At 73.1% G+C, this 26,199-nt stretch carries 21 protein-coding genes; 14 read left to right on the top strand and 7 right to left on the bottom strand.

All coding sequences use genetic code 11. The annotated features are described in order from the left end of the window. Nucleotides 1-13: 13 nt before the first annotated feature. On the bottom strand, nt 14-1,276 hold the full coding sequence (locus ACI79I_RS13725; RefSeq protein ID WP_456992894.1) for a THUMP-like domain-containing protein: 1,263 nt from the start codon (nt 1,274-1,276) through the stop codon (nt 14-16). A gap of 184 nt (nt 1,277-1,460) precedes the next feature. On the opposite strand from ACI79I_RS13725, the gene groES reads away from it, so the two are divergent. Then, nucleotides 1,461-1,769: a co-chaperone GroES gene (gene groES, locus ACI79I_RS13720; RefSeq protein ID WP_089402145.1), complete on the top strand. Its 309-nt coding sequence runs from the start codon at nt 1,461-1,463 to the stop codon at nt 1,767-1,769. Between the two features lie 116 nt (nt 1,770-1,885). After that, nucleotides 1,886-3,529 (top strand): chaperonin GroEL, encoded by a 1,644-nt coding sequence (gene groL / locus ACI79I_RS13715; RefSeq protein ID WP_456992893.1) that lies wholly within the window; start codon nt 1,886-1,888, stop codon nt 3,527-3,529. A gap of 200 nt (nt 3,530-3,729) precedes the next feature. Here groL and ACI79I_RS13710 read toward each other — a convergent pair whose 3' ends face one another. Next, nucleotides 3,730-4,029: a WhiB family transcriptional regulator gene (locus tag ACI79I_RS13710; protein WP_456909005.1), complete on the bottom strand. Its 300-nt coding sequence runs from the start codon at nt 4,027-4,029 to the stop codon at nt 3,730-3,732. A gap of 339 nt (nt 4,030-4,368) precedes the next feature. Between ACI79I_RS13710 and ACI79I_RS13705 the strand changes: the two genes are divergently transcribed. After that, nucleotides 4,369-5,118, top strand: coding sequence for a response regulator transcription factor (locus ACI79I_RS13705; RefSeq protein WP_456992892.1), 750 nt, complete (start codon nt 4,369-4,371; stop codon nt 5,116-5,118). 75 nt (nt 5,119-5,193) lie between these two features. Here ACI79I_RS13705 and ACI79I_RS13700 read toward each other — a convergent pair whose 3' ends face one another. Together ACI79I_RS13700 and ACI79I_RS13695 are read right to left on the bottom strand one after the other, a co-directional pair. Further along, complete coding sequence (locus tag ACI79I_RS13700; RefSeq protein ID WP_456992891.1) at nt 5,194-6,522, bottom strand: S-layer homology domain-containing protein; 1,329 nt, start codon at nt 6,520-6,522, stop codon at nt 5,194-5,196. A gap of 365 nt (nt 6,523-6,887) precedes the next feature. Next, nucleotides 6,888-7,289: a DUF5319 family protein gene (locus tag ACI79I_RS13695; RefSeq protein WP_456992890.1), complete on the bottom strand. Its 402-nt coding sequence runs from the start codon at nt 7,287-7,289 to the stop codon at nt 6,888-6,890. A 203-nt stretch (nt 7,290-7,492) separates the two neighbouring features. On the opposite strand from ACI79I_RS13695, the gene guaB reads away from it, so the two are divergent. Genes guaB through guaA form a run of 3 tightly spaced genes read left to right on the top strand, consistent with a single transcriptional unit; the run spans nt 7,493 to nt 11,726 of the window. After that, nucleotides 7,493-9,013, top strand: a complete 1,521-nt coding sequence (gene guaB / locus ACI79I_RS13690; RefSeq protein ID WP_456992889.1) for an IMP dehydrogenase — start codon at nt 7,493-7,495, stop codon at nt 9,011-9,013. A gap of 2 nt (nt 9,014-9,015) precedes the next feature. Then, the gene (locus ACI79I_RS13685) at nt 9,016-10,164 is read left to right on the top strand and encodes a GuaB3 family IMP dehydrogenase-related protein (protein ID WP_456992888.1); all 1,149 of its coding nucleotides are present in this window, start codon (nt 9,016-9,018) and stop codon (nt 10,162-10,164) included. After that, entirely contained in the window at nt 10,164-11,726 is a 1,563-nt protein-coding gene (guaA, locus tag ACI79I_RS13680; RefSeq protein WP_456992887.1) for a glutamine-hydrolyzing GMP synthase, read from the top strand. The genes ACI79I_RS13685 and guaA overlap by 1 nt, the downstream gene beginning before the upstream one ends. Before the next feature lie 67 nt (nt 11,727-11,793). Here guaA and ACI79I_RS13675 read toward each other — a convergent pair whose 3' ends face one another. The 3 genes from ACI79I_RS13675 to ACI79I_RS13665 all read right to left on the bottom strand — a co-directional run bounded on the left by ACI79I_RS13675 (nt 11,794) and on the right by ACI79I_RS13665 (nt 14,261). Then, the gene (locus tag ACI79I_RS13675) at nt 11,794-12,768 is read right to left on the bottom strand and encodes a hypothetical protein (protein WP_456992886.1); all 975 of its coding nucleotides are present in this window, start codon (nt 12,766-12,768) and stop codon (nt 11,794-11,796) included. Between the two features lie 262 nt (nt 12,769-13,030). Next, entirely contained in the window at nt 13,031-13,333 is a 303-nt protein-coding gene (locus ACI79I_RS13670; RefSeq protein ID WP_456992884.1) for a hypothetical protein, read from the bottom strand. Then, nucleotides 13,326-14,261, bottom strand: a complete 936-nt coding sequence (locus ACI79I_RS13665; protein ID WP_456992883.1) for a PspC domain-containing protein — start codon at nt 14,259-14,261, stop codon at nt 13,326-13,328. Before ACI79I_RS13665 ends, ACI79I_RS13670 begins: the two co-directional genes overlap by 8 nt. 124 nt (nt 14,262-14,385) lie before the next feature. On the opposite strand from ACI79I_RS13665, the gene ACI79I_RS13660 reads away from it, so the two are divergent. From ACI79I_RS13660 to ACI79I_RS13625, 8 genes are all read left to right on the top strand, one after another. Next, entirely contained in the window at nt 14,386-15,561 is a 1,176-nt protein-coding gene (locus tag ACI79I_RS13660; protein ID WP_456992882.1) for an ATP-binding protein, read from the top strand. Further along, nucleotides 15,558-16,229 carry a response regulator gene (locus tag ACI79I_RS13655; RefSeq protein ID WP_456992880.1) on the top strand — a complete coding sequence of 224 codons (672 nt, stop codon included), beginning with the start codon at nt 15,558-15,560 and terminating at the stop codon, nt 16,227-16,229. Before ACI79I_RS13660 ends, ACI79I_RS13655 begins: the two co-directional genes overlap by 4 nt. Before the next feature lie 153 nt (nt 16,230-16,382). Next, on the top strand, nt 16,383-17,447 hold the full coding sequence (locus ACI79I_RS13650; protein ID WP_456992879.1) for a glycosyltransferase family 2 protein: 1,065 nt from the start codon (nt 16,383-16,385) through the stop codon (nt 17,445-17,447). Between the two features lie 52 nt (nt 17,448-17,499). Beyond that, on the top strand, nt 17,500-21,069 hold the full coding sequence (locus ACI79I_RS13645) for a bifunctional glycosyltransferase/CDP-glycerol:glycerophosphate glycerophosphotransferase (RefSeq protein WP_456992878.1): 3,570 nt from the start codon (nt 17,500-17,502) through the stop codon (nt 21,067-21,069). Nucleotides 21,070-21,131: 62 nt separating this feature from the next. Next, complete coding sequence (locus ACI79I_RS13640) at nt 21,132-21,872, top strand: ABC transporter permease (RefSeq protein WP_456992877.1); 741 nt, start codon at nt 21,132-21,134, stop codon at nt 21,870-21,872. Nucleotides 21,873-21,875: 3 nt separating this feature from the next. Beyond that, nucleotides 21,876-22,616: an ABC transporter ATP-binding protein gene (locus tag ACI79I_RS13635; RefSeq protein ID WP_456992876.1), complete on the top strand. Its 741-nt coding sequence runs from the start codon at nt 21,876-21,878 to the stop codon at nt 22,614-22,616. Next, entirely contained in the window at nt 22,613-24,484 is a 1,872-nt protein-coding gene (locus tag ACI79I_RS13630) for a hypothetical protein (RefSeq protein WP_456992875.1), read from the top strand. The genes ACI79I_RS13635 and ACI79I_RS13630 overlap by 4 nt, the downstream gene beginning before the upstream one ends. Before the next feature lie 52 nt (nt 24,485-24,536). Next, nucleotides 24,537-26,075 carry a polysaccharide pyruvyl transferase family protein gene (locus ACI79I_RS13625; protein WP_456992874.1) on the top strand — a complete coding sequence of 513 codons (1,539 nt, stop codon included), beginning with the start codon at nt 24,537-24,539 and terminating at the stop codon, nt 26,073-26,075. Nucleotides 26,076-26,199 lie beyond the last annotated feature (124 nt).

Below are 26,199 nucleotides of genomic sequence, written 5' to 3'. Positions count from 1 at the left end.
GACCCCGTCCCCCTCACCGCTCGCACGCTCGCGGCGAGCCTCCGGACGGGGCCACCCCGGGGACGTCGCAGACGAGGGCGGTGGGCCGTCCGGCGACCCGCGTGACGACGACGACCGCCGACCCCGCACCCGGGCCGCGCAGCTGCCGGGCCAGCTGCTCGGGCTCGATCGCCGAGCCGCGCTTCTTCACCACGACCCGGCCCACGCCGCGCGACCGCAGCAGGGCCTTGAGCCTCTTCAGGTTGAACGGCAGCACCTCGTCGACCCGGTACGAGGCGACCCACGGGGAGCCGGCCGGCGCGTCGGAGGTCAGGTAGGCGATCGTCGGGTCGACCAGCGTGGCGCCGAGGCCCGCGGCCACCAGCGCGACCAGACCCGACCGGATCACCGCGGGGTCGGGCTCGTGTAACCAGCCCCGCACCGGGCCCGCGGGGGCTGGTCCCGGGTCGGCGTCGGCGGTCAGCTCCAGCACCTCGCCCTCGTGCACCAGGGACGCCCGCCGCCAGGTCGCCGACAGCCCGCGCCCCCACAGCAGCGCCTCGACGATCGAGCCGCCCGCCGACACCCACTCGGCCTCCACCCCGGGTGGCACCCGCTCGTGGTCCAGCCCGGGCGCCACCTTCACCACCGCGCGTGGCACGCGGTCCAGCAGCGTGGCGACGGTCGACCACGGCGGCGACCAGCGGTCGGGGTCCAGCTGCCGCCGTCCGCCGGCCCGCCGGGCGGGGTCCAGGACGGCGGCGCCGCACCCGGCCACCGCGCCCCCGCCGGCCGCGGCCACGAGGTCGACGACGTCGGCGTCGAGCACGGTCACCCGGTCGGCCACCCCGAGGGCCGCGGCGTTGGCGGCGGTCAGCTCCCGGGCCAGCGGGTCCCGGTCGACGGCGACGACCACTGCGCCGGCCCGCGCGAGCGCGACCGTGTCGGTGCCCGAGGCGCAGCCCAGGTCGGCCGCGGTGACGCTGCCGGCCAGCAACCGGGTCGCCCGGCGGGTAGCCAGCGCGGGCCGGCCGGCCTGCTCGAGGGTGTCGGCGGTGAGGAACAGGACGTCGGCGTCCGGGCCGAACGCCGGCCGCGCGCGGGCGCGCAGCCGCGCCAGCTCCCACGCCGGCCCGGCGTGCGCGGGCCCCACCTCCGCGCGGAGCCGACCGAGCCCGGTCAGCAGGTCGGCCCCCTCGGCGAGCAACCCCGTCGCGCGGGCCACGGCCGCCTGCCCCTCGGCGGTCTGCAACCACCTGAGCTGGGTGAGCGCGTCGGCGGCTGACTCGGCGGGCACGGTGCCAGCGTGACGCACGGGCCGGTCGCCCGGTCCGGGGACCCGGTTGAGTGGCTGGCACTCTCGTGGGTAGAGTGCCAATCGACACGGGCAGGTGCCTGATCCCCGCGACGGCAGGCCCTCCGCACCGTGCCACATCATCAGCACCCACCAGCCGTCCGACACCGAAGGGGGCGTCGCCGACGTGACGACCGCTACCAAGGTCACCATCAAGCCGCTGGAGGACCGCGTCGTGGTCCAGGCCAACGAGGCCGAGACCACCACCGCCTCCGGTCTGGTCATCCCGGACACCGCCAAGGAGAAGCCGCAGGAGGGCACGGTCATCGCCGTGGGCCCCGGTCGCATCGACGACAACGGCAACCGCGTCCCGCTCGACGTCAACGTGGGCGACGTGGTCATCTACTCGAAGTACGGGGGCACCGAGGTCAAGTACGCCGGTGAGGAGTACCTGGTCCTCTCCGCGCGTGACCTGCTCGCCGTCGTGGAGAAGTGACCTCTCCGCGTCTCCTGAGCTGACCAGCTCCACCACGACCGCCCCGGCGACCCGCATCTGACCGGGTCCCGGGGCGGTCGTCGTCGGTCCCGCACCACCCGAGATCGGAAGGGCCCATGGCCAAGATCATCAAGTTCAACGAGGACGCCCGCCGCGCACTCGAGCGCGGTGTCGACAAGCTCGCCGACACGGTCAAGGTGACCCTCGGCCCCCGCGGGCGCAACGTCGTCCTCGACAAGAAGTTCGGCGCGCCGACCATCACCAACGACGGCGTCACCATCGCCCGTGAGATCGAGCTCGAGGACCCGTACGAGAACCTCGGCGCCCAGCTGGCCAAGAACGTCGCCACCAAGACCAACGACGTCGCCGGCGACGGCACGACCACCGCGACCGTGCTGGCCCAGGCCCTGGTCAAGGAGGGCATGCGCAACGTCGCCGCGGGCGCCGGCCCGATGGCGCTGGGCGCCGGCATGCGGGCGGCCGCCGACGCGGTGTCGAAGGCCCTCGACGAGGCCGCGATCCCGGTCTCCGACCAGCAGGCCATCGCCGGCGTCGCCACCATCTCCGCCCAGGACGCCGAGGTCGGCCAGCTCATCAGCGAGGCCATGGAGAAGGTGGGCAAGGACGGCGTCATCACCGTCGAGGAGAGCAACACCCTCTCCACCGAGCTGGACGTCACCGAGGGCGTGCAGTTCGACAAGGGCTACCTCTCGCCCTACTTCGTCACCGACCAGGAGGCGATGGAGGCCGTCCTCGACGACGCCCTCGTCCTGCTGGTGCAGGGCAAGATCGGTGCGCTGGCCGACCTGCTGCCGCTGCTGGAGAAGGTCCTCTCGACCGGCGGCCGTCCGCTGCTCATCGTGGCCGAGGACGTCGAGGGCGAGGCGCTGTCCACCCTCGTCGTGAACTCCATCCGCAAGACGATCAAGGTCGTCGCCGTGAAGTCGCCCTACTTCGGCGACCGACGCAAGGCGTTCATGACCGACCTCGCCGTCGTCACCGGCGGCCAGGTGGTCAGCGAGGACGTCGGCCTCAAGCTCGACCAGGTCGGCCTCGAGGTGCTCGGCACCGCCCGCCGGGTCGTCGTCGACAAGGACAACACCACGATCGTCGACGGCGGCGGCACCCGCGAGGCCATCGGCGACCGCGTGGCGCAGATCCGCCGCGAGATCGAGGCCACCGACTCCGACTGGGACCGCGAGAAGCTGCAGGAGCGGCTGGCCAAGCTGGCCGGCGGCATCGGCGTCATCCGCGTCGGTGCGGCCACCGAGGTCGAGATGAAGGAGAAGAAGCACCGCATCGAGGACGCCATCGCCGCCACCCGCGCCGCGGTGGAGGAGGGCGTCGTCCCCGGTGGTGGCTCGGCGCTGGTCCACGCGGCCGCGGCGATCGAGTCCCTCGACCTGTCCGGCGACCAGCTGACCGGTGCCCGTGCCGTCCGCGCGGCGCTGGACGCCCCGCTGGTGCGGATCGCCGAGAACGCCGGCTTCGAGGGCCGCGTCGTCGTGGCCAAGGTGCGCGAGGCCGGCCAGGGGTCGGGCTTCAACGCCGCCACCGGTGAGTTCGGCGACCTGGCCGCCCAGGGCGTCATCGACCCGGTCAAGGTCACCAAGGCCGCGCTCAACAACGCCGTGTCGATCGCCGCGATGGTGCTGACCACCGACTCCGCCGTCGTCGAGGCTCCCGAGGAGGAGCACGACCACGCCGGTGCCGGGCACCACACGCACGGTCACTCGCACGGCCACGGGCACGCCCACTGAGGTGGTCCCCGGCGGCGACGACCAGGTGACCTGATCATCGCGCGTCCTCCCTCACCGTCTGCCGTGGGGGAGGACGCCGCGCCGCGGGGGCGGACGCCGTCCCGACGCCGTCCCCGCAGTGCGGCCCCCGCACACGCCGAGAGGGCCGGTCCAGCAGCTGCTGGACCGGGCCTCTCGGCGTTCGGGTGTGTGGCGGGGTGTCAGACCCCCGCGGCGACGGCGGCGGGCTCCGCGGCGATCAGCCGGGCCCGCTCCTCCTCGCTCATGCCGCCCCACACGCCGTAGGGCTCGCGGACGGCCAGCGCGTGCTTGAGGCAGGCGTCGATGACGGGGCAGCGGCTGCAGACGGCCTTGGCGGCCGCCTGGCGACGGGCCCGGGCCGGACCGCGCTCACCGTCCGGGTGGAAGAACAGGGCCGTGCTCTCACCTCGGCAGGCTCCGTGCAGCTGCCAGTCCCACACCTCGGCGACGGGAGTGGGCAGGCGGCGGATGTCGGCCATCTCAGGTCCTCCTCGGCTCGGCGCGAGCCGGAGGGGGCGGTCCGGCTGCATGGGGGCCGGTGCCCGACGTGTCCGTGGGTCAAACACACCGTGACCCCGCATTTTCGCGGCTCCCGTCTCCCCCCGCTGGGTGAGAGCCGCTGTCGTCCCGCCCCCTGGTCGATCAAGGTGGCTGCAGGTCGTGCCGAACTCCGGCGTGGGACACCCGTCCGCAGCGTCGGACACGACCGGAGCGACGGCGGTGGGTCCCCGGGCGGGGAGCTCCTGCCCGAGCACACCCGGCCGGGGGAACCGGGCGGTGGGACCCGGCGGCACCGCCGGGGGAGCGTAGGAGCAGGCGTGATCGACGACAGGATGCGCGGTCCGGGCCACGGCACGACGACCGTGTGGGTCTACGACGAGCGGCGGCGGGTCCGCGACGACATCGCGGGCCGGCTGGTGGCACTGCCGTTCGTCGGCCGGGTGGAGGTCGTCGGTGACGCCGCGGCCCTCATGTCCCGGCTGGCCACCCGGATGCCCGACGTCCTGCTGATCGGCACCCAGCGGGCCGTCGACTCGGGGCTGACCGTCGCCACCCAGGCGCTGCGCGCCCACCCGAAGCTGCCCGTCCTCGTGCTCGGCGCGCCCGACGACGCCGAGACCGTCCGGGCCGCGGTCGCCGTCGGCGCGCGGGGCTACCTGCGCTGGGACGCCACCGCCCTGGAGATGGGCCTGGGCCTGTCCCGCGTCGGCCTCCGGGTCGACGGGCGCGGCCCGGTGCCGGCGTTCCCGCACCAGCCGGTCCCGCTCGCGTCGGTCGGCGCGCCCAGCGGTGCGCCGTCGTGGAACGGCGCCACCCCGCTGGCCGGGGCGAGCCCGACGACGGTCCGCTCCACGGTCCGCGAGCCCGCTGCGGTCACCCTGTCGATGCGCGAGATGCAGGTGCTCACGGGCATGAGCCAGGGCAAGAGCAACGCCCAGATCGGCCGTGAGCTCTACCTGTCCGAGGACACCATCAAGACCCACGCCCGCCGGCTGTTCCGCAAGCTGGGCGCCAAGGACCGCGCCGAGGCGGTGGCCACGGGCTTCCGCCGCGGCATGATGCAGTAGCGCCGCGGTCCCGGACCGCGACGACGAGAGCCCCCGGTGCGCGCACCGGGGGCTCCCGTCGTGTCCGGGGGACGCTCAGGTGCAGGAGTGGTTGCGGTCGAACCCGCCCGCGATGAACTGGGCGAGGACCACCTGACCGCCCCTCGTCAGTGGGGGCCGGCTGCAGTTGCGCCAGGCGGAGGTGACGTCCGCCGTCCCAGCGATCCAACTCGGGAGGGCGTTGAGCGGACTGTCCGGTCCCACGGTCGAACCGGCGATGAGGCCCCACTGATAGCTGGTGGAGTACAACCCCACTCCTGCCACCCCGGCCTCGCGGAAGTAGTCGACCATCCCCTCCAGCGCAGCGACATTACGCGCCTGGCCGGCGGTGCCGTTGCTCAGGTCCCACGAGTTGACCGTCTCGACATCGAGCCACCACACGTACCGCGTTGGCTGGCTGACGCCGCGGTTCAGGACGTCGTCGGTCGCGCGGGCGCGGCCGTAGACGTACGAGCAGGCGGCTGAGTTGCCTCCGTCGCAGGTGCCGTAGGGGCTGGAACCGGTCGTAGGCCACGACGCGGGGAGCGGACTGACAGCGCCCGGATTGCCCGTGTTGACGTACAGCTGCACAGTGGGCTGTGCCGTGCCGCCGGTGGAGCCGGCGGCCCAGTTCAGCTGACCGGCCAGGCAGGGGTTGGTGGAGTTGGCGTTTCCGCCGTTGACCCCCACGACTGCGAAGGCCTGCCCGGTGGGCCGTGAGGCCGGGCACTGCGGGTACGAGATGTCGGCCCCGAGGTCAGCGTTCAACACGGTCCAGTAGCGGTGCAGGAAGGCGGCCATCGCGCCGCGGGTGACGGGGGCCAGCGGGTGGAAGCCGCCGTCGGCGAAGCCCGTCGTGACCCGCCCATCGACGAGCCAACGGATCGCTCCACACGCGGCATCAGAGGCGGCGATGTCCGTGAACGGGGAGCTCGTGCACGGGGGAGCGGGAGCGCTGCCGTGGCTGAGCCGGTACAGGAACAGGGCCATCGCCTGTCGGGTCACCGCAGCGGCAGGCTTGAACCTGCCATCCGCGTAGCCGCCGGTCACCCTGACCCCGACCAGCCACCGAATCGCCCCGCATGCCTGCGCATCGGCGGGGACGTCGGGGAAGGGACCCGGTTCGCCGGGGTCGCACTGCGGTGTCCCCGCGCGTGGGTGGGAGAACCGGTGGAGGAAGAGCGCCATGGCCTGCCGCGTCACGGGGGCCGTCGGCCGGTAGGTGTCGTCCGCGTAGCCACCGGTGATCCCTTGGGCGACCAACCAGTCGATGTCGGCGGCGAACTGCGTGCCGGGAGAGACGTCCCGGAACGTGCCGCCCGCGGCCGATGCCGGGACGGCTGCCGGGAGCCCGGCGAGGACCAGTGCCAGGGCGAGGCCGACCACGACCGCCGCTGCTCGCCGCAGACCCATGCCCCGACCCCTCTCCCCGCACTGTCGTCCGGTGGCCGACGTCGCGACGGAGGGGTGCCCCCGGGCTCAGCCGTGCGGTCCCGAGCGGGACCGAGGCGTTCGTAGCAACGGGACGACGGCCGGACGGGGACGCGGGGCGCGTCGGTGTGACGGCTGATCCCGCCGGGAGGGGAGGGGTCGGTGCGTCGGCGAGGCGGGGGCACCGACCGGCACGCTGCCTGGTCGTGGTGGCCGGGAGGAGGAGAGGCCGGAGGCCTCCGCGACGAGCGGCCGGGTGGGCTCTCCGAGGCCCGTCCGGGGCACCTGGCCGCGGTGTCGTCCGGGAGGACGACGGGCACTCACTCGTCGCGGGCGTGCTTGCCGGCGCGGCCGGACCCGCCGGGCTCCTCGCGCTCGGCCATCGCGGCGATCCCGTCGGCGTAGCCGCTGGCGTAGTCCCAGCTGACGTAGTCGTCGGGGTCGGGGTCGAAGGGCGGCTCGTGCCGGCCGGTCTGCCCCTCCTCGAGCAGCTGCCGCAGGTTGGCCTGCATCAGCGCCCAGTCGACGTGGTGCTCCTCGTCGCAGTCCGGGCAGTCGACGACGATGCCCTTGATGCCGGTCGGCTCCAGCAGGGTCCGGAACACCTCCAGCTCCGCGAGGTCGTCCAGGACGCCGGCCCGCTCCTCCATGGTCAGCGGCGGCGGACCTGGCTGGTCGGCGGGCCCGAAGTCGGGCCCGGAAGCGTCGTCCCACGTACTCACGCTTGCTCCTCGCTGGCGCTCGTCGCCGCGTTCGTTCGTACTGCTCTGCTCTCTGCGCGGGCTCGCGAGCTCGCCCGCGTCCCCCACGGTAGTGGCCCGACGGGGATCACATCGAGGGCGGAAGGCCGCCGCCTACGATCGAGAGGAGGCTCCCCGCGCGCCCAGGAGAGGGTGCCGGCCGATCCGGAGGGGTGGCGGCATCCATGCGGCCCGACGAGTTCGTCCCCGAGCTGCCGGCGAAGTTCGCCCCGCTCGGCCTGACCTACGACGACGTCCTGCTGATCCCGGGGGCGTCCGACGTCGTCCCGGCCGAGGTGGACACCAGCAGCCGGCTGACCCGCGGCATCCGGCTGGCGGTGCCGCTGCTCTCCAGCGCGATGGACACGGTGACCGAGGCGCGGATGGCGATCGCCATGGCCCGCGTCGGCGGTGTCGGCGTCCTGCACCGCAACCTCGCCGCCGAGGAGCAGGCCGGCCAGGTCGACCTGGTCAAGCGCTCCGAGGCCGGCATGGTCACCAACCCGGTGACCGCCTCCCCGGACAACACCCTCGCCGAGCTCGACGCGCTCTCGGCCCGGTACCGCATCTCCGGTGCGCCCGTGGTGGACGACGACGGCGTGCTGGTCGGCATCTGCACCAACCGCGACATGCGGTTCGAGACCGACAAGCACCGCCTCGTCCGCGACGTCATGACGCCGATGCCGCTGATCACCGCCCCGGTGGGGGTCGACGCCGACACCGCGCTGCAGCTGCTGTCCCAGCACAAGGTCGAGAAGCTGCCGCTGGTCGACGACGCGGGCCGGCTGCGCGGGCTGATCACCGTCAAGGACTTCGTCAAGCGCGACCAGTACCCGCTCGCGACCAAGGACGCCGACGGCCGCCTCGTGGTCGCCGCCGCGGTCGGCGTGGGCGAGGACGCCTACAAGCGGGCCGGCCTGCTGGTCGACGCCGGCGTGGACGTGCTCGTCGTCGACACCGCGCACGGCCACCAGCGGGCGGTGCTGGACATGGTGGCGCGGGTCCGCGCCGACTTCGGCTCCGGCGAGCAGGGCGTGCAGATCGTCGGCGGCAACGTCGCCACCCGCGCCGGCGCGCAGGCGCTCATCGACGCCGGGGTGGACGCGGTCAAGGTCGGCGTCGGCCCCGGCTCCATCTGCACCACCCGGGTGGTCGCCGGCGTCGGCGTCCCGCAGGTCACCGCCGTCTACGAGGCGGCGCTGGCCGCCCGCCCCGCCGGGGTCCCGGTCATCGCCGACGGCGGGCTGCAGTACTCCGGGGACATCGCCAAGGCGCTGGTCGCCGGCGCGGACACCGTGATGATCGGCGGGCTGTTCGCGGGCGTCGAGGAGGCGCCCGGCGACCTCGTGTTCGTCAACGGCAAGCAGTTCAAGACCTACCGCGGCATGGGGTCGCTGGGCGCGATGCAGAAGCGCGGGAACCAGTCCTACAGCCGGGACCGCTACTTCGCCGACGACGTCCTCTCCGACGACAAGCTCGTCCCCGAGGGCATCGAGGGTCAGGTGCCCTACCGCGGCCCGCTGGCCGGCGTGGCCCACCAGCTCGTCGGCGGCCTGCGCGCCTCGATGGGCTACGCGGGCGCGGCCTCGATCGCCGACCTGCAGGAGCGCGGGCAGCTGACGCGGATCACCTCGGCCGGCCTGGTGGAGAGCCACCCGCACGACATCCAGATGACGGTCGAGGCACCGAACTACCGGGGGCGCTGACGATGAACGTGCGCGACACCGTCGAGATCGGGCTCAACCGCTTCGCCCGCCGCGGCTACGACCTCGACGAGGTCTCCATCGTCCCGTCCCGGCGCACCCGGGACATGGACGACGTCTCCACCGCCTGGCAGATCGACGCCTTCCGGTTCGAGATCCCGCTGGTGGCCAGCCCCTCCGACGCGGTGGTCAGCCCGGCCACCGCGATCGCGATCGGGCAGGCCGGCGGCCTGGGCGTGCTCAACGCCGAGGGGCTGTGGACCCGCTACGACGACCCCACCCCGGTGTACCGGCGGCTGCGTGACGCCGCAGGGGACGGCGCCCCGCCGGTGGCGCTCCTGCAGGAGGTCTACGCCGAGCCGGTCAAGCCGGACCTGGTCACCGCCCGGGTGAAGGAGATCCGCGACTCCGGGGTGACGACGGCGGTGCGCGTCTCCCCGCAGCACACGCTCCAGCTGGCCCCGACCGTGCTCGCCGCCGGGGTGGACCTGCTGGTCATCCAGGGCACGATCGTCTCCGCCGAGCACGTCACCACCTCCGGCGACGCGCTCAACCTCAAGGACTTCATCGCCGACCTCGACGTCCCGGTGATCGTCGGCGGGGCGGCCAACTACCAGACCGCGCTGCACCTCATGCGCACCGGGGCGGCCGGGGTGATCGTGGGCGTGGGCGCCGACACCTACTCCACCACCGACACCGTCATGGGCATCCGGGTGCCGCTGGCCAGCGCGATCACCGACGCCGCCGCGGCCCGCCGGGACTACCTGGACGAGACCGGCGGCCGCTACGTGCACGTCATCGCCAACGGGCGGATCGAGACCAGCGGGGCGATCGCCCGCGCGCTGGCCTGCGGGGCGGACGCCGTCCAGGTCGGTGAGCCGCTGCGCGCCGCGGCGGAGGCGCCCGGCGGCGGCATCTGGTGGGACTCGGTGGCCGCCCACCCGCGGCTGCCCCGGGGCGGGACCTCCGCGCCGGTCGCGCCCGCCGGGTCCCTGCACGACGTCCTGCTCGGCGAGGCGCGCACCGCGGACGGGCGGACCAACCTGTTCGGCGCGCTGCGGCGGACGATGGCCAAGACCGGCTACCGGGACCTCAAGGAGTTCCAGCGGGTGGACCTCGTCATCGGCGGCCACCAGCCCCAGCAGGACGACTGATGGAGTTCCCCACCGTCCTCGTCGTCGACTTCGGCGCCCAGTACGCCCAGCTGATCGCCCGGCGGATCCGGGAGGCGGGGGTCTACTCCGAGATCGTCCCCTCCGACGTCCCGGCGGAGGAGATCGTCGCCCGCAAGCCCGCGGCGATCGTCCTCTCCGGCGGGCCGTCCAGCGTCTACGCGCCCGAGGCCCCGCAGGTGGACCCCACGCTGTTCGAGTCGGGGGTGCCGGCGTTCGGCATCTGCTACGGCTTCCAGGCCATGGCGCAGAGCCTGGGCGGCACCGTCGCCCGCACCGGGGACCGCGAGTACGGCGGGACACCGCTGACGGTAACCACGCAGTCGCGCGTGTTCGGGACCCTGCCGGTGGAGCAGTCGGTGTGGATGAGCCACGGGGACGCGGTCAGTGCCGCGCCGCCCGGGTTCACCGTCACCGCGACGTCCACCGGGGCGCCGGTCGCCGCCTTCGAGGACGTCGACCGCAAGCTCGCCGGCGTCCAGTTCCACCCCGAGGTCCGGCACACCGCGCACGGGCAGACGGTGCTCGAGCACTTCCTGTTCGACATCGCCGGCCTCGAGCCGACCTGGACGATGGCCAACGTCGTCGAGGAGCAGGTGGAGCGGGTCCGCGCGCAGATCGGCGACCGGCGGGCGCTGTGCGCGCTGTCCGGCGGGGTCGACTCCGCGGTCGCCGCGGCGCTGGTGCAGCGGGCCATCGGGGACCGGCTGACCTGCGTCTACGTCGACCACGGGCTGATGCGCGAGGGCGAGACCGAGCAGATCGAGCGGGACTTCGTCGCCGTCACCGGCGCCGACCTGCGGGTGGTCGACGCCCGCGACCAGTTCCTCGACGCCCTGGCCGGGGTGAGCGACCCGGAGCAGAAGCGGAAGATCATCGGCCGGGAGTTCATCCGGGTCTTCGAGCAGGCCGCGACCGACGTCGTCGCCGATGCGCAGGCACACGGGGAGACCGTCGACTTCCTCGTGCAGGGGACGCTCTACCCCGACGTCGTCGAGTCCGGCGGCGGCACGGGGACGGCGAACATCAAGAGCCACCACAACGTCGGCGGCCTGCCCGAGGACCTCACCTTCACCCTCGTCGAGCCGCTGCGCACGCTGTTCAAGGACGAGGTGCGGGAGGTGGGTCTGCAGCTGGGGCTGCCCGAGTCGCTGGTCTGGCGGCAGCCGTTCCCGGGTCCGGGGCTGGGCATCCGGATCGTCGGCGAGGTCACCCGGGAGCGGCTCGACGTGCTGCGGAAGGCCGACGCGATCGCCCGGGCAGAGCTGACCGCGGCGAACCTGGACCGGGAGATCTGGCAGTGCCCGGTGGTGCTGCTGGCCGACGTCCGCTCGGTGGGGGTCCAGGGGGACGGGCGCACCTACGGCCACCCGGTCGTGCTGCGGCCGGTGTCCAGCGAGGACGCGATGACCGCCGACTGGACCCGCCTGCCCTACGACGTCCTGGCGCGGATCTCCACGCGCATCACCAACGAGGTGCCCGAGGTCAACCGGGTCGTCCTCGACGTGACCAGCAAGCCGCCGGGCACCATCGAGTGGGAGTAGACGGCAGAGGGCCCGGGGAGCGGATCGCTCCCCGGGCCCTCTCGCTGTCGACCGCCGGTCGTCAGTCCTACCAGCAGCCGGAGGAGTACGCCTGCGCGGTGATGAGCGTCAGCGTGGTGGCCCCGCTGACCCGGTAGTCACCGAACGACCAGCTGACCGCCTCGCCTCCCACGACCGACCCGCGGTAGTTGCCCGTCGCGGTCAGGATGTCGGCCCGCGCGTTGAAGTTCGCGATGGCGATCTGCGCCGTGTGCATCCTCCGGTCCCTGTTCCCGACCAGCCCGGACCAGATGGTCCGCCCGCTGTTGGCGGGGTCGGTCCTCGCGGCGAACCTGGTGACCGGCATCTTCGCGGTCGGGGAGCACTCCTTCGGCCACGCCCGGACGTTGGTGATCCGGTAGCTCGTCCAGCCCCTCGGCGGCGGGTTCACGTACCAGTTGGCCAGTCCCGCCCCGGCGAAGCCGTGCGACCGGGGCATCACGGCACCGGACCAGTCGTCGAGCTGACGCGACTCGAGGAACCCGCCGTTCCGGTCGTAGAACTTCAGGTCGGCCCGCCAGTCCTGCGGCACGGAGGTCGTGTTGTAGAGGTCGGCCGCGAGGAGGAACCGCCCGTCCGGGAGGACGCGTCCGGAGCTGGAGAGCAGCGCGACGCCGGAGATGACCTGCCCGCGGACGCTGAACCGGGCGCTCGTGTACTTCTTGGCCGGCGAGGTCACCACGGCGTGGTAGGTCCCCGCCTTCAGCGGGCGGATGATCTCCTCGGCGTTGCGTCCCGCCCGGTTGCTGGTGGCGACGGTGCGCCACGAGCCGTCGAACAGCGTGAGGGCGTAGTCGGCGCCGAGGTCACCGAGCACGAACCGGGCCGTCGCCGCCGACCTCAGGACGTAGGTGTAGGTGGCCTTGGGGGCGGAGGCGGAGATGGCAACGGAGTGCCACTGGCCCCAGGAGGCGGACGCGGCCTGCGCCCCGGGGATGGAGACGACCGAGGCCGCCACCGTCAGGGCGAGTACCGACAACAGTCGGCGGAGTCGGGTGCGCATGGGTGTGGCGCTCTCTGCTAGCCCGGCCCCGTGGGAGGGCGCCGGGTCCTGTCACCTGGTGCCGGACGACCCCAGGCGTGGGCGGAACGCGGCGAGGATACGGAGTGGAGTCGTCCAATCACCTACGGAAATGACACGTGTCACTCCATCGAGCCGGGATCGTGGCTCCGGCATCGGTCCTGGTCACACCCGGGACAGCGCGAGAGGGCCCGGGGAGCGGTTCGCTCCCCGGGCCCTCTCGTCCTCTCCGTCCCCCGCGCGGTCAGCTCCTCCTGCGGCGGGCCTTCCGGACCTCGCTGAGCAGCAGGGTCACCCCGGCTCCGATGAGCAGCAGCCACAACAGCCCGCCGTCGTCGAAGAGGTCGAAGGGGAAGGCCGCGCCGGCCATCACCGAGATGGCCAGGAGGACGAACACCACGCCCGGGACGAGGGCGGTGAGGTCCACGCCCCGGCGCTGGGGCTGCGGCGGGTCCTCGACCGGCAGCGGCGCGACCGGGGTGACGTCACCCCAGGCGTGCTCCTGCCAGGCGGTGGGCGTCGTCGGGAACTCGCTGTAGTCAGGCACGGTCCACCTCCACGTCGCCGATGCCGGCGTTGATGGTCAGCACGATCTCGGGGTCGCCGTCGTTGGTCCAGGACGCCGTCCCGGTCCCGGCGTGGTAGCCGTCGGCCGCGCCCTCGTCGAAGACGTCGACGTTGCCGATGCCGCTCTCGACCTGGACCCGGACGTCGGCCGAGCGGGGGATGAGGACGTCGACGTCCCCGACCCCGGCGTCGACCCGCGTGGTGACCGGGACGGTCCGGTCGGCGAGGTCGATGCCGGACAGGTCCAGGGTCGCGTCACCGACACCGAGGTGGTACTCCGGACGCACCTGGTCGGCGCTGGCCGGGCGGTACGTGCGGTCGCCGATGCCGCTCTCCACGTTGCGCCACGGTTCGGCCGCGGCCGCCAGCAGCGCCAGGGAGAGGACCGCGCCGAGGACGACCAGGCCGCCCTTGGCCCGGCGCCCGCCGGTGAAGGCCGCGGCGATCAGGCCGAGCCCGACGACCAGCAGGCCCGATCCGAGGACCCACCGGGGACCGATGGACCAGTCGGTGAACCGGCTGATCAGGACCAGGGTGCCGACGACGATGAGCAGGCCGGCCAGGGTCACCCCCGGGACCGGCGAGCGCGGGCCCGCCGGGGCCCGGTCGCGGTCTCGCCGGACCAGCCCGGTGCCGCCGGGCCCGGCCGGCATGAACAGCCACAGCAGCAGGTAGACCGGGATGCCGGGGCCGGCCAGCGCGAGGGCGACGAAGCCGACCCGCCACAGCAGCGGGTCGATGCCGCTGTACTCGGCGAGGCCGCCGGAGACACCGCCGATGACCTTGTCGGTCCGGCTGCGCTGCAGGGCCGGGCGGACCGTCGTGCCGGCCGGGGGGTGGTCCGCGGCCGGCGGCTCGTACGGCGGGGGAGCGGGGGGTGCGGGGGGAGGAGGCGGTACGGAGGTCATGCCGGAGAGCCTGCGCCGCGACGCCGTCCCCGGACATCAGGGAACGCCCCCAATCGACCCTGGTCCGGTACTCCAGGGTGATCACCGGTGTGAGGCGGCCCCCCGCGGTGCGACGATCGTCAGCGTGACGACGACCGCGCTGGTGCCACAGCGCCCGCAGCTGGCGCGCCCGCGCTCCGGGCGGCTGCTCGCCGGCGTCGCCGCGGGGACGGCGGTCCACCTTCGGCTGGACCCGCTCGTCGTCCGGATCGGCTTCGTCGTCCTCGCCGTCACCGGCATCGGCGTCATCGCCTACGGGCTGCTGTGGTTCTTCATGCCGGTCGCCGACGTCGACGCGGTGCCCGAGGCACCCGCGCCGGGCACCGAGCCCAGCCGCCGGCAGGCCCTCGGGTTGACCCTCCTCGGGTTCGGCGCGCTGGTCCTGGTCACCAACCTGGCCACCTGGGGCAACAGCGACCTGGTCGTCCCGCTGGTCCTGGTCGGCGCCGGGCTGGCGGTCATCTGGCGGCAGCTCGACACCGACCGCACGCTGGCCCGCCCCGGGGTGCCGTGGGTGCTGGCCGGCGGCATCGCCCTCGGCGTCGTCGGCCTCGTGCTGCTGCTGGCCACCACCGGCCAGCTGGCCAACGCCCGCAACGGCTTCGCCGCGACACTGGTGATCCTGGTCGGGATCGCGCTGGCCACCGCGCCGCTGTGGCGCCGGTTGCTGGCTTCCCGCGAGGCCGAGCGCACCGCCCGTGTCCGCTCCGAGGAGCGGGCCGCCGTCGCCGCCCACCTGCACGACTCGGTGCTGCAGACACTCGCGTTGATCCAGCGGCACGCCGAGGACCCCAAGGCCGTCGCCCGGCTGGCCCGCAGCCAGGAACGCGAGCTGCGGACCTGGCTCTACGAGCCGGAGAAGTCCACCGAGGGGACGTGGGCCGCGCTGGTGTCGGAGGTGGTCGCCGACGTCGAGGCCGACCACGCGCTGACCGTGGAGTCGGTGGTCGTCGGCGACGCCCCGGTCGACGACGCGCTGGCCGCGCTCGGTGCCGCGACCAAGGAGGCCCTGGTGAACGCGGCCAAGCACTCCGGCGCGACGTCGGCGGACCTGTACACGGAGGTGACCCCGGCGCAGGTGTCGGTCTTCGTCCGTGACCGTGGCGCCGGGTTCGACCCGGCGACGGTGCCGACCGACCGGCGCGGCCTGCGCGACTCGGTGACCGGCCGGCTGTCCCGGGTGGGTGGGACCGCGACCGTGCGGTCCGCGCCGGGGGAGGGGACCGAGGTGGAGATGCTGATGCCGAGGGAGGCCGCGTGACGGGGCAGGCCGGACCGCGCGTCTTCCTCGTCGACGACCACGCGATGGTCCGGTCGGGCGTGCGCACCGAGCTGGGTGACGCGGTGGCCATCGTGGGCGAGGCGGCCGACGTCCCGGAGGCCATCGAGGGCATCCGGGCCACGGTGCCCGACGTCGTCCTGCTCGACGTGCACCTCCCCGGGGGTGGCGGCCACGCGGTGCTCGAGGCGCTGCGGCCGGAGCTGCCCTCGGTGCGCTGGCTGGCGCTGTCGGTGTCCGACGCCGCCGAGGACGTCATCGCGGTCATCCGCGCCGGCGCCCGCGGTTACGTCACCAAGACCATCTCCGGCCCCGACCTGCTCGCCGCGGTGAACCGGGTCGCCGAGGGCGACGTGGTGTTCAGCCCGCGGCTGGCCGGGTTCGTGCTCGACGCGTTCGCCGCGACCTCGGCGTCGGCGCCCGCGCCGTCGGAGGACCCGGCGACCGACCCGGGCCTGGACCTGCTCAGCGCCCGGGAGCGGGAGGTCATGCAGCTGCTCGCCCGCGGCTACACCTACCGGGAGATCGGCTCGCGGCTGTTCATCTCGGTGAAGACCGTCGAGTCCCACGCGTCCAACGTGCTGCGCAAGCTGCAGCTGTCCAACCGCAACGAACTCACCCGGTGGGCGGCCACCAACCGGCTCCTCTGACGCCTGGACGGAGTGGTCCGTCCCTCCCGTCGGCTGCCGGGTGCGCTCCGCGTGCCGGGTGTGACTCCAGTGGCGTGTCGCGGCTGGCACATGTCGACGAATCGACGGGGGAGCGCGGATCCGGACCGTCGCGGAACTTAGAGTCACAGTGCCATGACAGAGACATACGTGCCCGCGTCCGACGGTCACCCGCGCGAGTGGATGACCGTCACCGCCGAGCGAGCGTGGCCGTCGGTCTCGGTCATCATGCCGGTCCTCAACGAGTCCCGGCACCTGGCCACGAGCGTCGCCGAGATCCTGGCGCAGGAGTACGGCGGCGAGGTCGAGCTGGTCATCGCCCTGGGCCCGTCCCGGGACGACACCGACCGGATCGCGCGTGAGCTCGCGGCGGCCGACCCGCGGATCAAGCTCGTGCGCAACCCGAGCGGGAAGACCCCGGCCGGACTCAACGTCGCCGTCCAGGCGTCCAGCCACGGGATCGTCGCCCGCGTCGACGGCCACGGGATCCTGCTGCCGGGGTACCTGCAGCGGGCGGTGTGCCTGCTCGAGGAGACCGGCGCGGCCAACGTGGGCGGCCTGATGCTCGCTGTCGGCGAGACCGGTTTCGAGCAGGCGGTCGCCCGCGCCTACGCGTCCAAGGTCGGCCTCGGGGGCGGCAGCTTCCACGTCGGCGGGACGGAGGGCCCGGCCGACTCCGTCTACCTGGGCGTGTTCCGCCGGGAGGTGCTCGAGCGCCTCGGGGGCTTCGATGAGCACTACCACCGCGCGCAGGACTGGGAGCTCAACCACCGCATCCGGCAGTCCGGCGGCGTGGTGTGGTTCTCCCCGGACCTGGCGGTCACCTACCGCCCGCGCTCGTCCTGGACCGAGCTGGTGCGGCAGTTCTTCCACACCGGCCGCTGGCGTCGCGAGGTCATGCGGCAGCACCCGGATTCCATCCGGCCCCGCTACCTGGCGCCGCCGGCCGTCACCGCGGCCATCCTCGTGGGGACGGCGGCCGGGGCGGTGGGCTCGGTGACCGGCCGGTCCGCCCTCCAGTGGGGCTGGCTGGCCCCGACCGTCTACAGCGGCGGCGTGCTGCTCGCCTCCCTCGTCGAGGGACGCGGCCTGAACTGGAAGGCGCGGGCGTGGCTGCCGGCCGTCCTCGCCACCATCCACCTCAGCTGGGGCAGTGGCTTCGCCTTCGGGCACCGTCCTGCCGGGCGTTCCCGGCGCTGAACACGCCGGTTCGCGCGAACCGACCACCACGGGGTCTACGAGGAGTTTCTCGATGAGCATGGTCCGATCGGCCGCCCGCGCCCTGTCGCCCAAGCGGCAGGCAGCCGTGCGGCGCGCGCTCGACCTGTCCGTCCGCACGCTGGGAACGGCGCCGCTGACGCGGGCGCCCAAGGTGAGCATCGTGGTGCCGGTCTACAACGTCGAGCCCTATCTGGGCTCGTGCCTGTGGAGCATCTCGCACCAGACCTACCGCAACATCGAGATCGTCGTCGTGGACGACGGGTCCACGGACGGGAGCCTGGCCGTTGCCGAGCGGGCTCGTCGCCGGGACCGTCGCATCCGGATCGTGCAGCAGCCCAACGGTGGCCTGAGCAGCGCGCGCAACACCGGCATCGCCGCCGCCACGGGTGAGTACCTGGCCTTCGTGGACTCCGACGACCGCCTCGCCCGTCGGGCGATCAGCACGGTGATGCGATCGCTGCGTCGCACGGGATCGGACTTCGCGGTCATGTGCTACCGGCGCATGAACAGCGAGACCACCTGGCCGGCGGGCGAGTGGATCCGCGAGGTGCACGCCGAGGCGCGGCCGAGGGTGACCCTCGAGGAGTTCCCCGGCGTCCTGGTCAACGCCGTCGCCTGGAGCAAGGTCTATCGCCGGTCCTTCTGGGACGCGGCCGGCCTGCGCTTCCAGGAGGGGGTCCTCTACGAGGACCAGGCCGTCTCGGCCGAGGCCTACGCCAAGGCATCGGCGTTCGACGTCCTGCCCGACGTCCTCTACGACTGGCGGGTCCGCGAGGACAGGTCCTCGATCTCGCAGCAGGTGGCCACCGACAACGACCTGCGCGAGCGCTTTGGTGCCGCCTTCGCCAGCCTGCAGGCGCTGCGGGACCACGCCTCCCTCGAGGTGCTGCAGACCCGGTCGCGGCAGCTGCTCGCCAACGACTTCCGGTTGTCCCTGGCCCAGATCGGCTCGGCGAGCGACGACTACTGGAAGATCCTCGTCGACGGCGTCCGGCGACTCTTCGAGGTCGTCCCCGACGACGTGTGGGGCGACATCTACGCCCAGGCTCGCGCGCTCTACCACCTCGTCCTCCAGGACGACCGCGAGCGCGCCGAGCGGTACCTGGCCGCAGGCGGGCTGGTGCTCAACGCCTGGCCGACGGCCGTGGCGGACGGCCGCGTCACCGTCGCCCTGCCCCTGCACGACGACCCCGGTGCCGAGTGGCCCGCAGGGTGGAACGAGCTCGGTCCCGCGCAGACCCCGCTGGTGTCGGCGGTTCGGGAGGCTCGCTGGCTCGACGACCGGGTCCTCCAGCTCGGGGGCTGGGCCTACGTCGCCACAGTCGACCTGGGGGACCACACCACGGCGGTGGAGCTGTCCCTCCGGTCGGAGGACGGCACGCAGGTCGTCCCCGTGCCGGTGGAGTCGACCCCGGTCGAGGACGTCTCCCGGGTCAGCGGGCACCAGTGGGCGGACCTGCGTCCGGCCGGGTTCACCGCGACCTTCGACGTCACGACCCTGCCGTCGCTGGCCTCCGGTGAGACGGCGACCTGGCAGCTGTGGGCCCGGGTCGAGACGGCAGGCGTGGTCCGCGAGGGCGCCGTCACCAACGTGAACGGCTGGAGCTCGGCGGGCCAGCTCCCGGCACGGGACCAGGGGACCGTCGGACGGACGAGCCTGCGGGTCGACCGCGGGGTCTTCTGTCTGCACACCCACAAGCCGCTCGTCCGGGTCCTGGCTGCGCGGAGCGCTGGGGACCAGGTGACCCTGGAGCTGGCCACCCACGACGGCTCCTCCCTCTCCGAGATGACGGCGACCCGCAAGGGGGTCACGGTCGTCGGGCGGATGAGCCCGTGGACCGGAGGTCGCTGCACCGCCACGTTCACCTTGCCGAAGCGGACCGGGCAGCCGCGTTTCTGGACGCTGCGCGGGCGGACCCCCTCCGGTACGCACACCCTCGGCTGGGGCGACCTGCCGCGTGACGCGGAGCCGGGCGCTGCCGAGGACGTCCTGTTCCGCCGCACCCGCGCCGGGAACGTGACCCTGGTCCAGGGCGGCACCGTCCTCGACGTGCACTCGTGGCGGGTGGAGGGCGAGCACCTCGTCATCGAGGGGCGGGCGTCGACCGACGACCCCCTCGTCCTGGCTTGGCGCACGCCCACCGGCGAGATCCCCGGCACTGTCGAGCGGACTGCCGACGGCGTGGTCGGACGCCTGCCGCTGCGCGCCGACCGCTGGGGCGTCGGGGAGCTGCCGCTGGCGGAGGGCCGCTACACCCTCGTGGCCCGCACCGTCGACCGGGACGACGAGCAGCGGACGTGGCCGGTGGCACAGGTGGTCTCCGAGCCCGCAGTCGCGCAGTTCCCGCTGGCTGTCCGGACACCGCGCCTACGGGCCCGTCTGGAGCGGTCGCCGAAGGGCGAGATCACCCTCATCGTCATCCCCCCGCTGGCAGACGACGAGATCGGCGCGCGCAACCAGCGGCGGTTGAAGGAACTGCACCGCACTGCGCCCCTCGCGCCGCGGCAGGATGCGGTGCTGTTCCGGTCCTTCTACGGGGAGAACACCTCCTGCAACGGCCTGGGCATCCACCGAGAGCTGGTGCGGCGGGGCACCGACCTGACGCTGTACTGGGTGGTCAAGGACCACTCGGTGCCGGTCCCGGCCGGCGGGGTGCCCGTGCTCCGCGACAGCGCCCAGTTCTACGAGCTGCTGGGCAGCGCCCGGTACGTCTTCGACAACGTCCACCAGCCCGACTTCACGACGAAGCGGCCGGGACAGGTCTTCGTCCAGACCTTCCACGGCTACCCGTTCAAGCTGATGGGCCGGCCGTACTGGGCGAAGTCCGGGTACGCCCGGCACCGGGTGGAGTCCTTCGACCAGCGCATGCGCGACTGGGACTACGTGGTCTCCCCGGCTCGCTACGCGACCCCGCTGCTCCGCGAGGCCTTCGGGTTGGAGGGTGAGGTGCTGGAGATCGGCTACCCGCGCAACGACGTCCTCGTCGACGAGTTCGCCGCCGAGGCGCGTTCCCGGACCCGGGCGGCTCTGGGCATCGCCGACCACCAGCGGGCGGTGCTCTACGCCCCCACGTACCGGGACAACCTGTCGATGTCGGAGTTCAAGTCCAAGATGGTGGACTTCCTCGACGTCGACGAGTTCTCGCGGGCCGTGGGGCCGGACACCGTCCTGCTCGTCCGTGGGCACGCGATGAACGCGCGGCTCGCCTCCCGCACGGCCCGTCGCGCCAACGTCATCGACGTGACCGACCACCCCGAGATCACCGATCTCGTCCTCGCCTCGGACGCCGCGATACTCGACTACTCGTCCCTGCGGTTCGACTACGCCCTGACCGGCAAGCCGATGGTGTTCCTGGTGCCGGACCTGGAGCTCTACAAGGACAAGGCACGCGGCTGGCTGTTCGACTACGAGCCCACCGCTCCCGGCCCGCTGGTGTCCTCGACGGCCGAGGTCGTCGATGTTCTCGGGGACCTGCAGGCCCTGCGCACCCGGCACGCCGCCGCCCGCGAGCGGTTCCGGGCTGACTACCTCGACCTCGAGGACGGCCAGGCATCCCAGCGGCTCGTCGACGCCGTGCTGCGGCCCCGCGGCGACGCATGATGGCCGGTGGGGCCCTGCAGGCCGAGTCGGGGCGGATCCGTGGGGTGTGGCACGCACGACCGGTGTTCCGGCTGCTGGTGGTGCGGGACCTCAAGGTCAGGTACGCCGGCTCGCTGCTCGGTTGGCTGTGGTCGGTGCTCGACCCGCTGCTCATGGCGGCGGTCTACTGGTTCGTCTTCACGTCGATCTTCGAGCGGACGGTGGGCGAGGAGCCGTACATCGTCTTCCTGCTGGCCGGGCTCTTGCCGTGGACCTGGTTCAACGGGGCGGTCACCGACACGGCGCGGGCGTTGCGGGCCGACGAGAAGCTCGTGCGCTCCACGAACGTCCGGCGTGAGGTCTGGGTCCTGCGCCTGGTCGCCTCGAAGGGGATCGAGTTCCTCTTCAGCCTGCCGGTGCTGGCTGTCTTCGCCATCGGCTACGGCGCCGGGCTCCACTGGCAGGTGCTGTTCGCGCCGCTGGCGGTGCTGCTCCAGGCGGTGCTGCTCGCCGGACTGGGCTTGCTCCTGGCGCCGCTCGTGGTGCTCGTGCGCGACCTCGAGCGCGTGGTTCGCATAGTCTTGAGGCTCTGGTTCTACGTCACCCCCGTGATCTACGGGGCCGTGGACATCCCGGAGGCCTACAGCGGGGTCTTCGCCCTCAACCCCTTGGTGGGGATCTTCTCGCTGTACCGGGCGGCGTTCTTCCCGGGGCAGCTCGACTGGTTCTACGTCGTCTGCTCGGCAGGGACGTCGGTGCTGCTGCTCTGCCTCGGCTGGCTGGTCTTCGCCCGGCTGGAGCGGACCGTCCTCAAGGAGATCTGACCGATGGAGACGCCGATCATCTCGGTGCGCGGTGCGGGGATCAGGTTCTCGACCGGGCGACGGCACCGCAGCGCGCGGGACCTCCTCTTCAAGGGCAGCCGAGGCAACGACGTCCGCTCGTTCTGGGCACTGCGGGACGTGACCTTCGACGTGGCCCCGGGTGAGTCCATCGGTCTGGTCGGGGCGAACGGCCAGGGCAAGTCGACGCTTCTCAAGCTCCTGGCCGGGGTCCTCCTGCCCGACGAGGGCCAGGTGCGGGTTCGTGGCGGCGTGGCTCCGCTGATCGAGATCACCGGCGGCTTCGTCGGGGACCTCACCGTGCAGGAGAACATCCGGCTGACGGCCGGGCTGCACGGGATGAGCAAGGCCCGGATCGACGAGAAGTTCGACGAGATCGTGGACTTCGCCGAGATCCGTGAGTTCCTCGACACGCCGTACAAGCACCTCTCCAGCGGCATGAAGGTCCGCGTCGCGTTCTCGGTCATGTCCCGCCTGGAGGAACCCATCCTGCTCGTGGACGAGGTGCTGGCGGTGGGCGATGCGGCCTTCCGCAAGAAGTGCTACCGGCGGATCAAGCGCCTCCGCAACCGCGGGACGACGTTGTTCGTGGTGTCCCACCGGGAGGGGGAGCTGCGGCGCTTCTGCACCCGAGGGCTCTATCTGAGCAAGGGCGAACTACTGGCTGACGGGCCGATCGACGAGGTCATCGCGCGCTACCGAGCGGACAGTGGGCTGTCCCCGTGAGCTCCGTCCTGAAGCGACTTATGGTGTTGACCCGCCCGCCTGTCGGGCTGCTGGTGGTGCACACCCTTCTCGTGGGCCTCCTCGCTGCAGCCGCCTGGGCCGGGTCGGAGGCCGGCGTCCTGGTGGGTGTGGTCATCGCGAGCGTCCTCGAGGGCTGGGTGAGGTCACGACCCGGCGAGGGCGACGCCGGCGTTGGGCCGGTGCTGAGCCATCTGGCCCCCCTGCGCGCCGTCGTCGTCCTCGCCATCGGAGCGACCGCGTGGCCCGACGGCACCGTGGTGACGGTCGCCGTGGCGGCGGCCGTGGTCACCACGGTCGCCGTTGTCACGGACACGGCAGACGCGCGCTTGGAGGGGCTTCGCCGCCACCCAGCCTCCCGTGGGGTGCCGGGCGTGGGGTCGGTTCCGCCGCTGCGACGGCCATCACCGTGGCTGGTGCCGGTGCTCCCCGAGCTGTGCCTGTACGTGCCGGCCCTGCTCTGGCCGGACCGGCCCGTGGCCGTCGCAGCCGGGGTGGCTGCCGGTGTCGTCGTCGCGCTGACCGTGGCAGCCCGGTGGGGACGGGCGGCGTGGCGGGCCCGCAGCAGCCGGGTCGCCGTCCTCGCCGGCATGCGCCGTTTCCTTCGCGCGGAGCGCCCGACGGTGGTCCTCTACGGTGGGGACGGCCGGGAGGCCGTGCACGAGGTGGCCGTCTGGCTGCCGACGCTGGAGCGGCTGCCGTGCTCGGCGGTGGTCCTCCTGCGCAACCGCGCGGCCCTCGCGGCGCTCCCGCCGACCCGGGTACCGGCGCTGTGCGTCCCCGGGACCACCGACCTGCTCTCGTTGCCCCTCGGCGAGACCCGGGTGGCGTTGTTCCCCTCGAACATCGGCAACAACATCCACGTGCTGCGCGTGCCCGGTGTGCGATCGGCCTTCATCGGTCACGGCGACAGCGACAAGAGCGCCTCGGCCAACCCCTACGCCAAGGTCTACGACGAGGTCTGGGTGGCCGGACCCGCCGGTCGGGAGCGCTACCTGCGTGCGGCGGTGGGCCTGCGGCCCGATGCGCTGGTCGAGGTCGGCCGTCCTCAGGTGGATCTCGTCCGGCAGGCGCCGGCGCAGGCCCCCGGCGTACCGACGCTGCTCTACGCGCCGACCTGGGAAGGCTGGAACCGTGACCAGGACTACTCGTCGGTGGCCACCCACGGTGTCGCGCTGGTCCGCGCGGTGCTGCAACACCCGCAGCCGATCCGGCTGCTGTACCGGCCGCACCCCTACACGGGCCGGAGGGATCCGGCAGCGGCGGCCGCGCACCGGGAGATCGTCGCGCTGTTGCAGGACGCGAACGCGACTGCAGGCGTCGAGGGTGCCACCGTCCTGGAGCCTGAAGCGCCAGCGCAGCCGGACGCCACCCGCTCCGCAGCGGATGTGGAGGCCGAGGCCGTCGCCCGCGGTGAGGAGCGCGTGCGCCTTCTTCCGGAGAGCGCCCACGTCGTCGTGACCCCGGCTGCGCTGCCATTGGTGAGCTGCTTCAACGTCGCCGACGGGCTCGTGACCGACGTCTCGAGCGTCCTGTCTGACTTCCTCGTTAGCGACAAGCCGGTCGGTGTCTGCGCCACGTCAGGCCAGGACCCCGACGACTTCGTCGCCGCCTTCCCCTCCACGCGGGCGGCCATGATCCTGACGCCGTCCCCCCGCGACGTCACCGGGCTGATCGACGTCGTCACCGGACGGCGTCCGGACACCACGGCCGAGCGTCGCCGCTCGGTGCGTCGAGAACTGCTCGGGCCTCCCGGACCCGCGGCCATCGTCCGGTTCGGGGACGCAGTGACCGCCCTGGCCGGGCGGGCACACGGCGGCGTCCCCGCCGTTGCGACCGCCGACTCCTGACAACCGATCCCCACCGAGTCCCCACTTCAACCAGTTCTGTGAGGTCCACACCGTGAAGCGCATCCTCATCCGGTCCGGCAAGGGCCCCCTCGCCCCCGTCTCCGCCGAGGCGTCGCTGGCCCGCAACGGCTGGGGGGTGTTCGGTGCCAACGTCGGCAACCGCCTCTTCACCGATTCCGTGCACCGCGCGGTCAGCACGCCGGGCACCGAGGTGGTGTCCAACTCCCTGCTGTCGGAGATCAACGACGTCGACGACGCTTACGTGGCCCGGGTGAACGAGGAGTTCTCCCACTTCGTCGTCCCGCTGGCCAATGCCTTCCGCCCCCAGTTCCTCAAGAACCTCCGGCGCCTGACCCAGCTCATCGAGAAGCTCACCATCCCGGTCACCGTGGTGGGCATCGGCGCCCAGCTACCACCCACCGGCGAGGTGGAGGTCACGGGTAGTGACGTGGACCGGGTGACTGCGCGCTTCGTGCGTGCCGTGCTGGAGCGGTCGGCGTCCATCGGCGTCCGAGGGGAGATCACCCAGCAGTACCTGCGCAAGCTGGGTTTCCCGGAGGAGAGCGTCGAGGTCATCGGCTGCCCCTCGCTGATGGTCCGTCCCGAGGGCGTCGAGGTGACCAAGAAGATCTCGGAGCTGACGCGGGAGAGCCCGGTGTCCCTGAACATCACCCCGTCGGCGACGCGGATGGCGGAGATCACCCGGCAGCACGCCGAGCAGTACCCCGAGCTGGACCTCATCGTCCAGGAGCACCACAGGCTGGCGCTGCTCCTGTGGGGTGAGGACCCCGCCCAGGTCAAGGACCCGGAGATGCCGATCCACAGTGGCCACCGCCTGTACCGCGAGGACCGTGTGCGGTTCTTCCTCGACCCGGTGCCGTGGATCGACCACCTCTCCCGCCGGCACTTCTCGTTCGGCACGCGCATCCACGGCAACATCGCCGCCCTGTTGGGCGGCACCCCCGCGACGGTCCTCATCCACGACTCGCGGACCCTCGAGCTGGCCGACTACCACGAGATCCCGTACCGGCTGCTGGACGAGCTGCCGGAGGGCTTCGACGCCGCTCAGCTGTACGCGGAGTCCGACTTCACCCGTTTCAACCAGGGGCAGAGGGAGCGCTTCGACCGCTACGCCGCCTTCCTCGACAAGAACGGCATCGACCACGTCTTCGCGCCCGGACGGGAGAACCCGGAGTTCGACGCGCAGGTGGCGGCGACCTCTTACCCGGCGGCAGTCTCCAGCGTCGTTGCCGACGACGTCGACGCCGCCACGCTGGTCAGCCGGCTCCGCTGGCTCCGCCAGGGCTCGGCCGTGGACAAGGGCCGCACCGCAGGCGGGGCGTACCGGCCGCCCTTCGGGCTCACTCCGGCGCCGAAGATCTCGCTGGCAGCGGTCGCCGCCCAGGTGGAAGAGCAGGCTCGCCTCATCGAGGACCAGCGGGCAGCGCTCGAGGAGCAGCGTGAGGAGATCGCCCGGCTGTCCGAGCAGGCCGCTCAGCCCTCGGCCCCGCGGTCGTCGTCTCCGCGGCAGGTCCTGCGCCGCGTCCGCACGGTCGCTGCCCAGCACGTGCCGGGTCGTTCCGCGACCTGACGAGTTGCCTGGGGGGGGGGGGGGGGGGGGGGGGGGCCGGCGGGGGGGGCGCGGGGGCGGCCCGGGGGGGCGGGGGCGGCGGGCGCGCCGGCGGGCGCGAACCCCCACCCCCCCCCGGCGGGGG

The organism is Geodermatophilus sp. SYSU D01105, assembly GCF_054050095.1.
The sequence above is the reverse complement of the archived record's forward strand: the minus strand, read 5'-3'. Positions and strand labels throughout refer to the sequence as shown.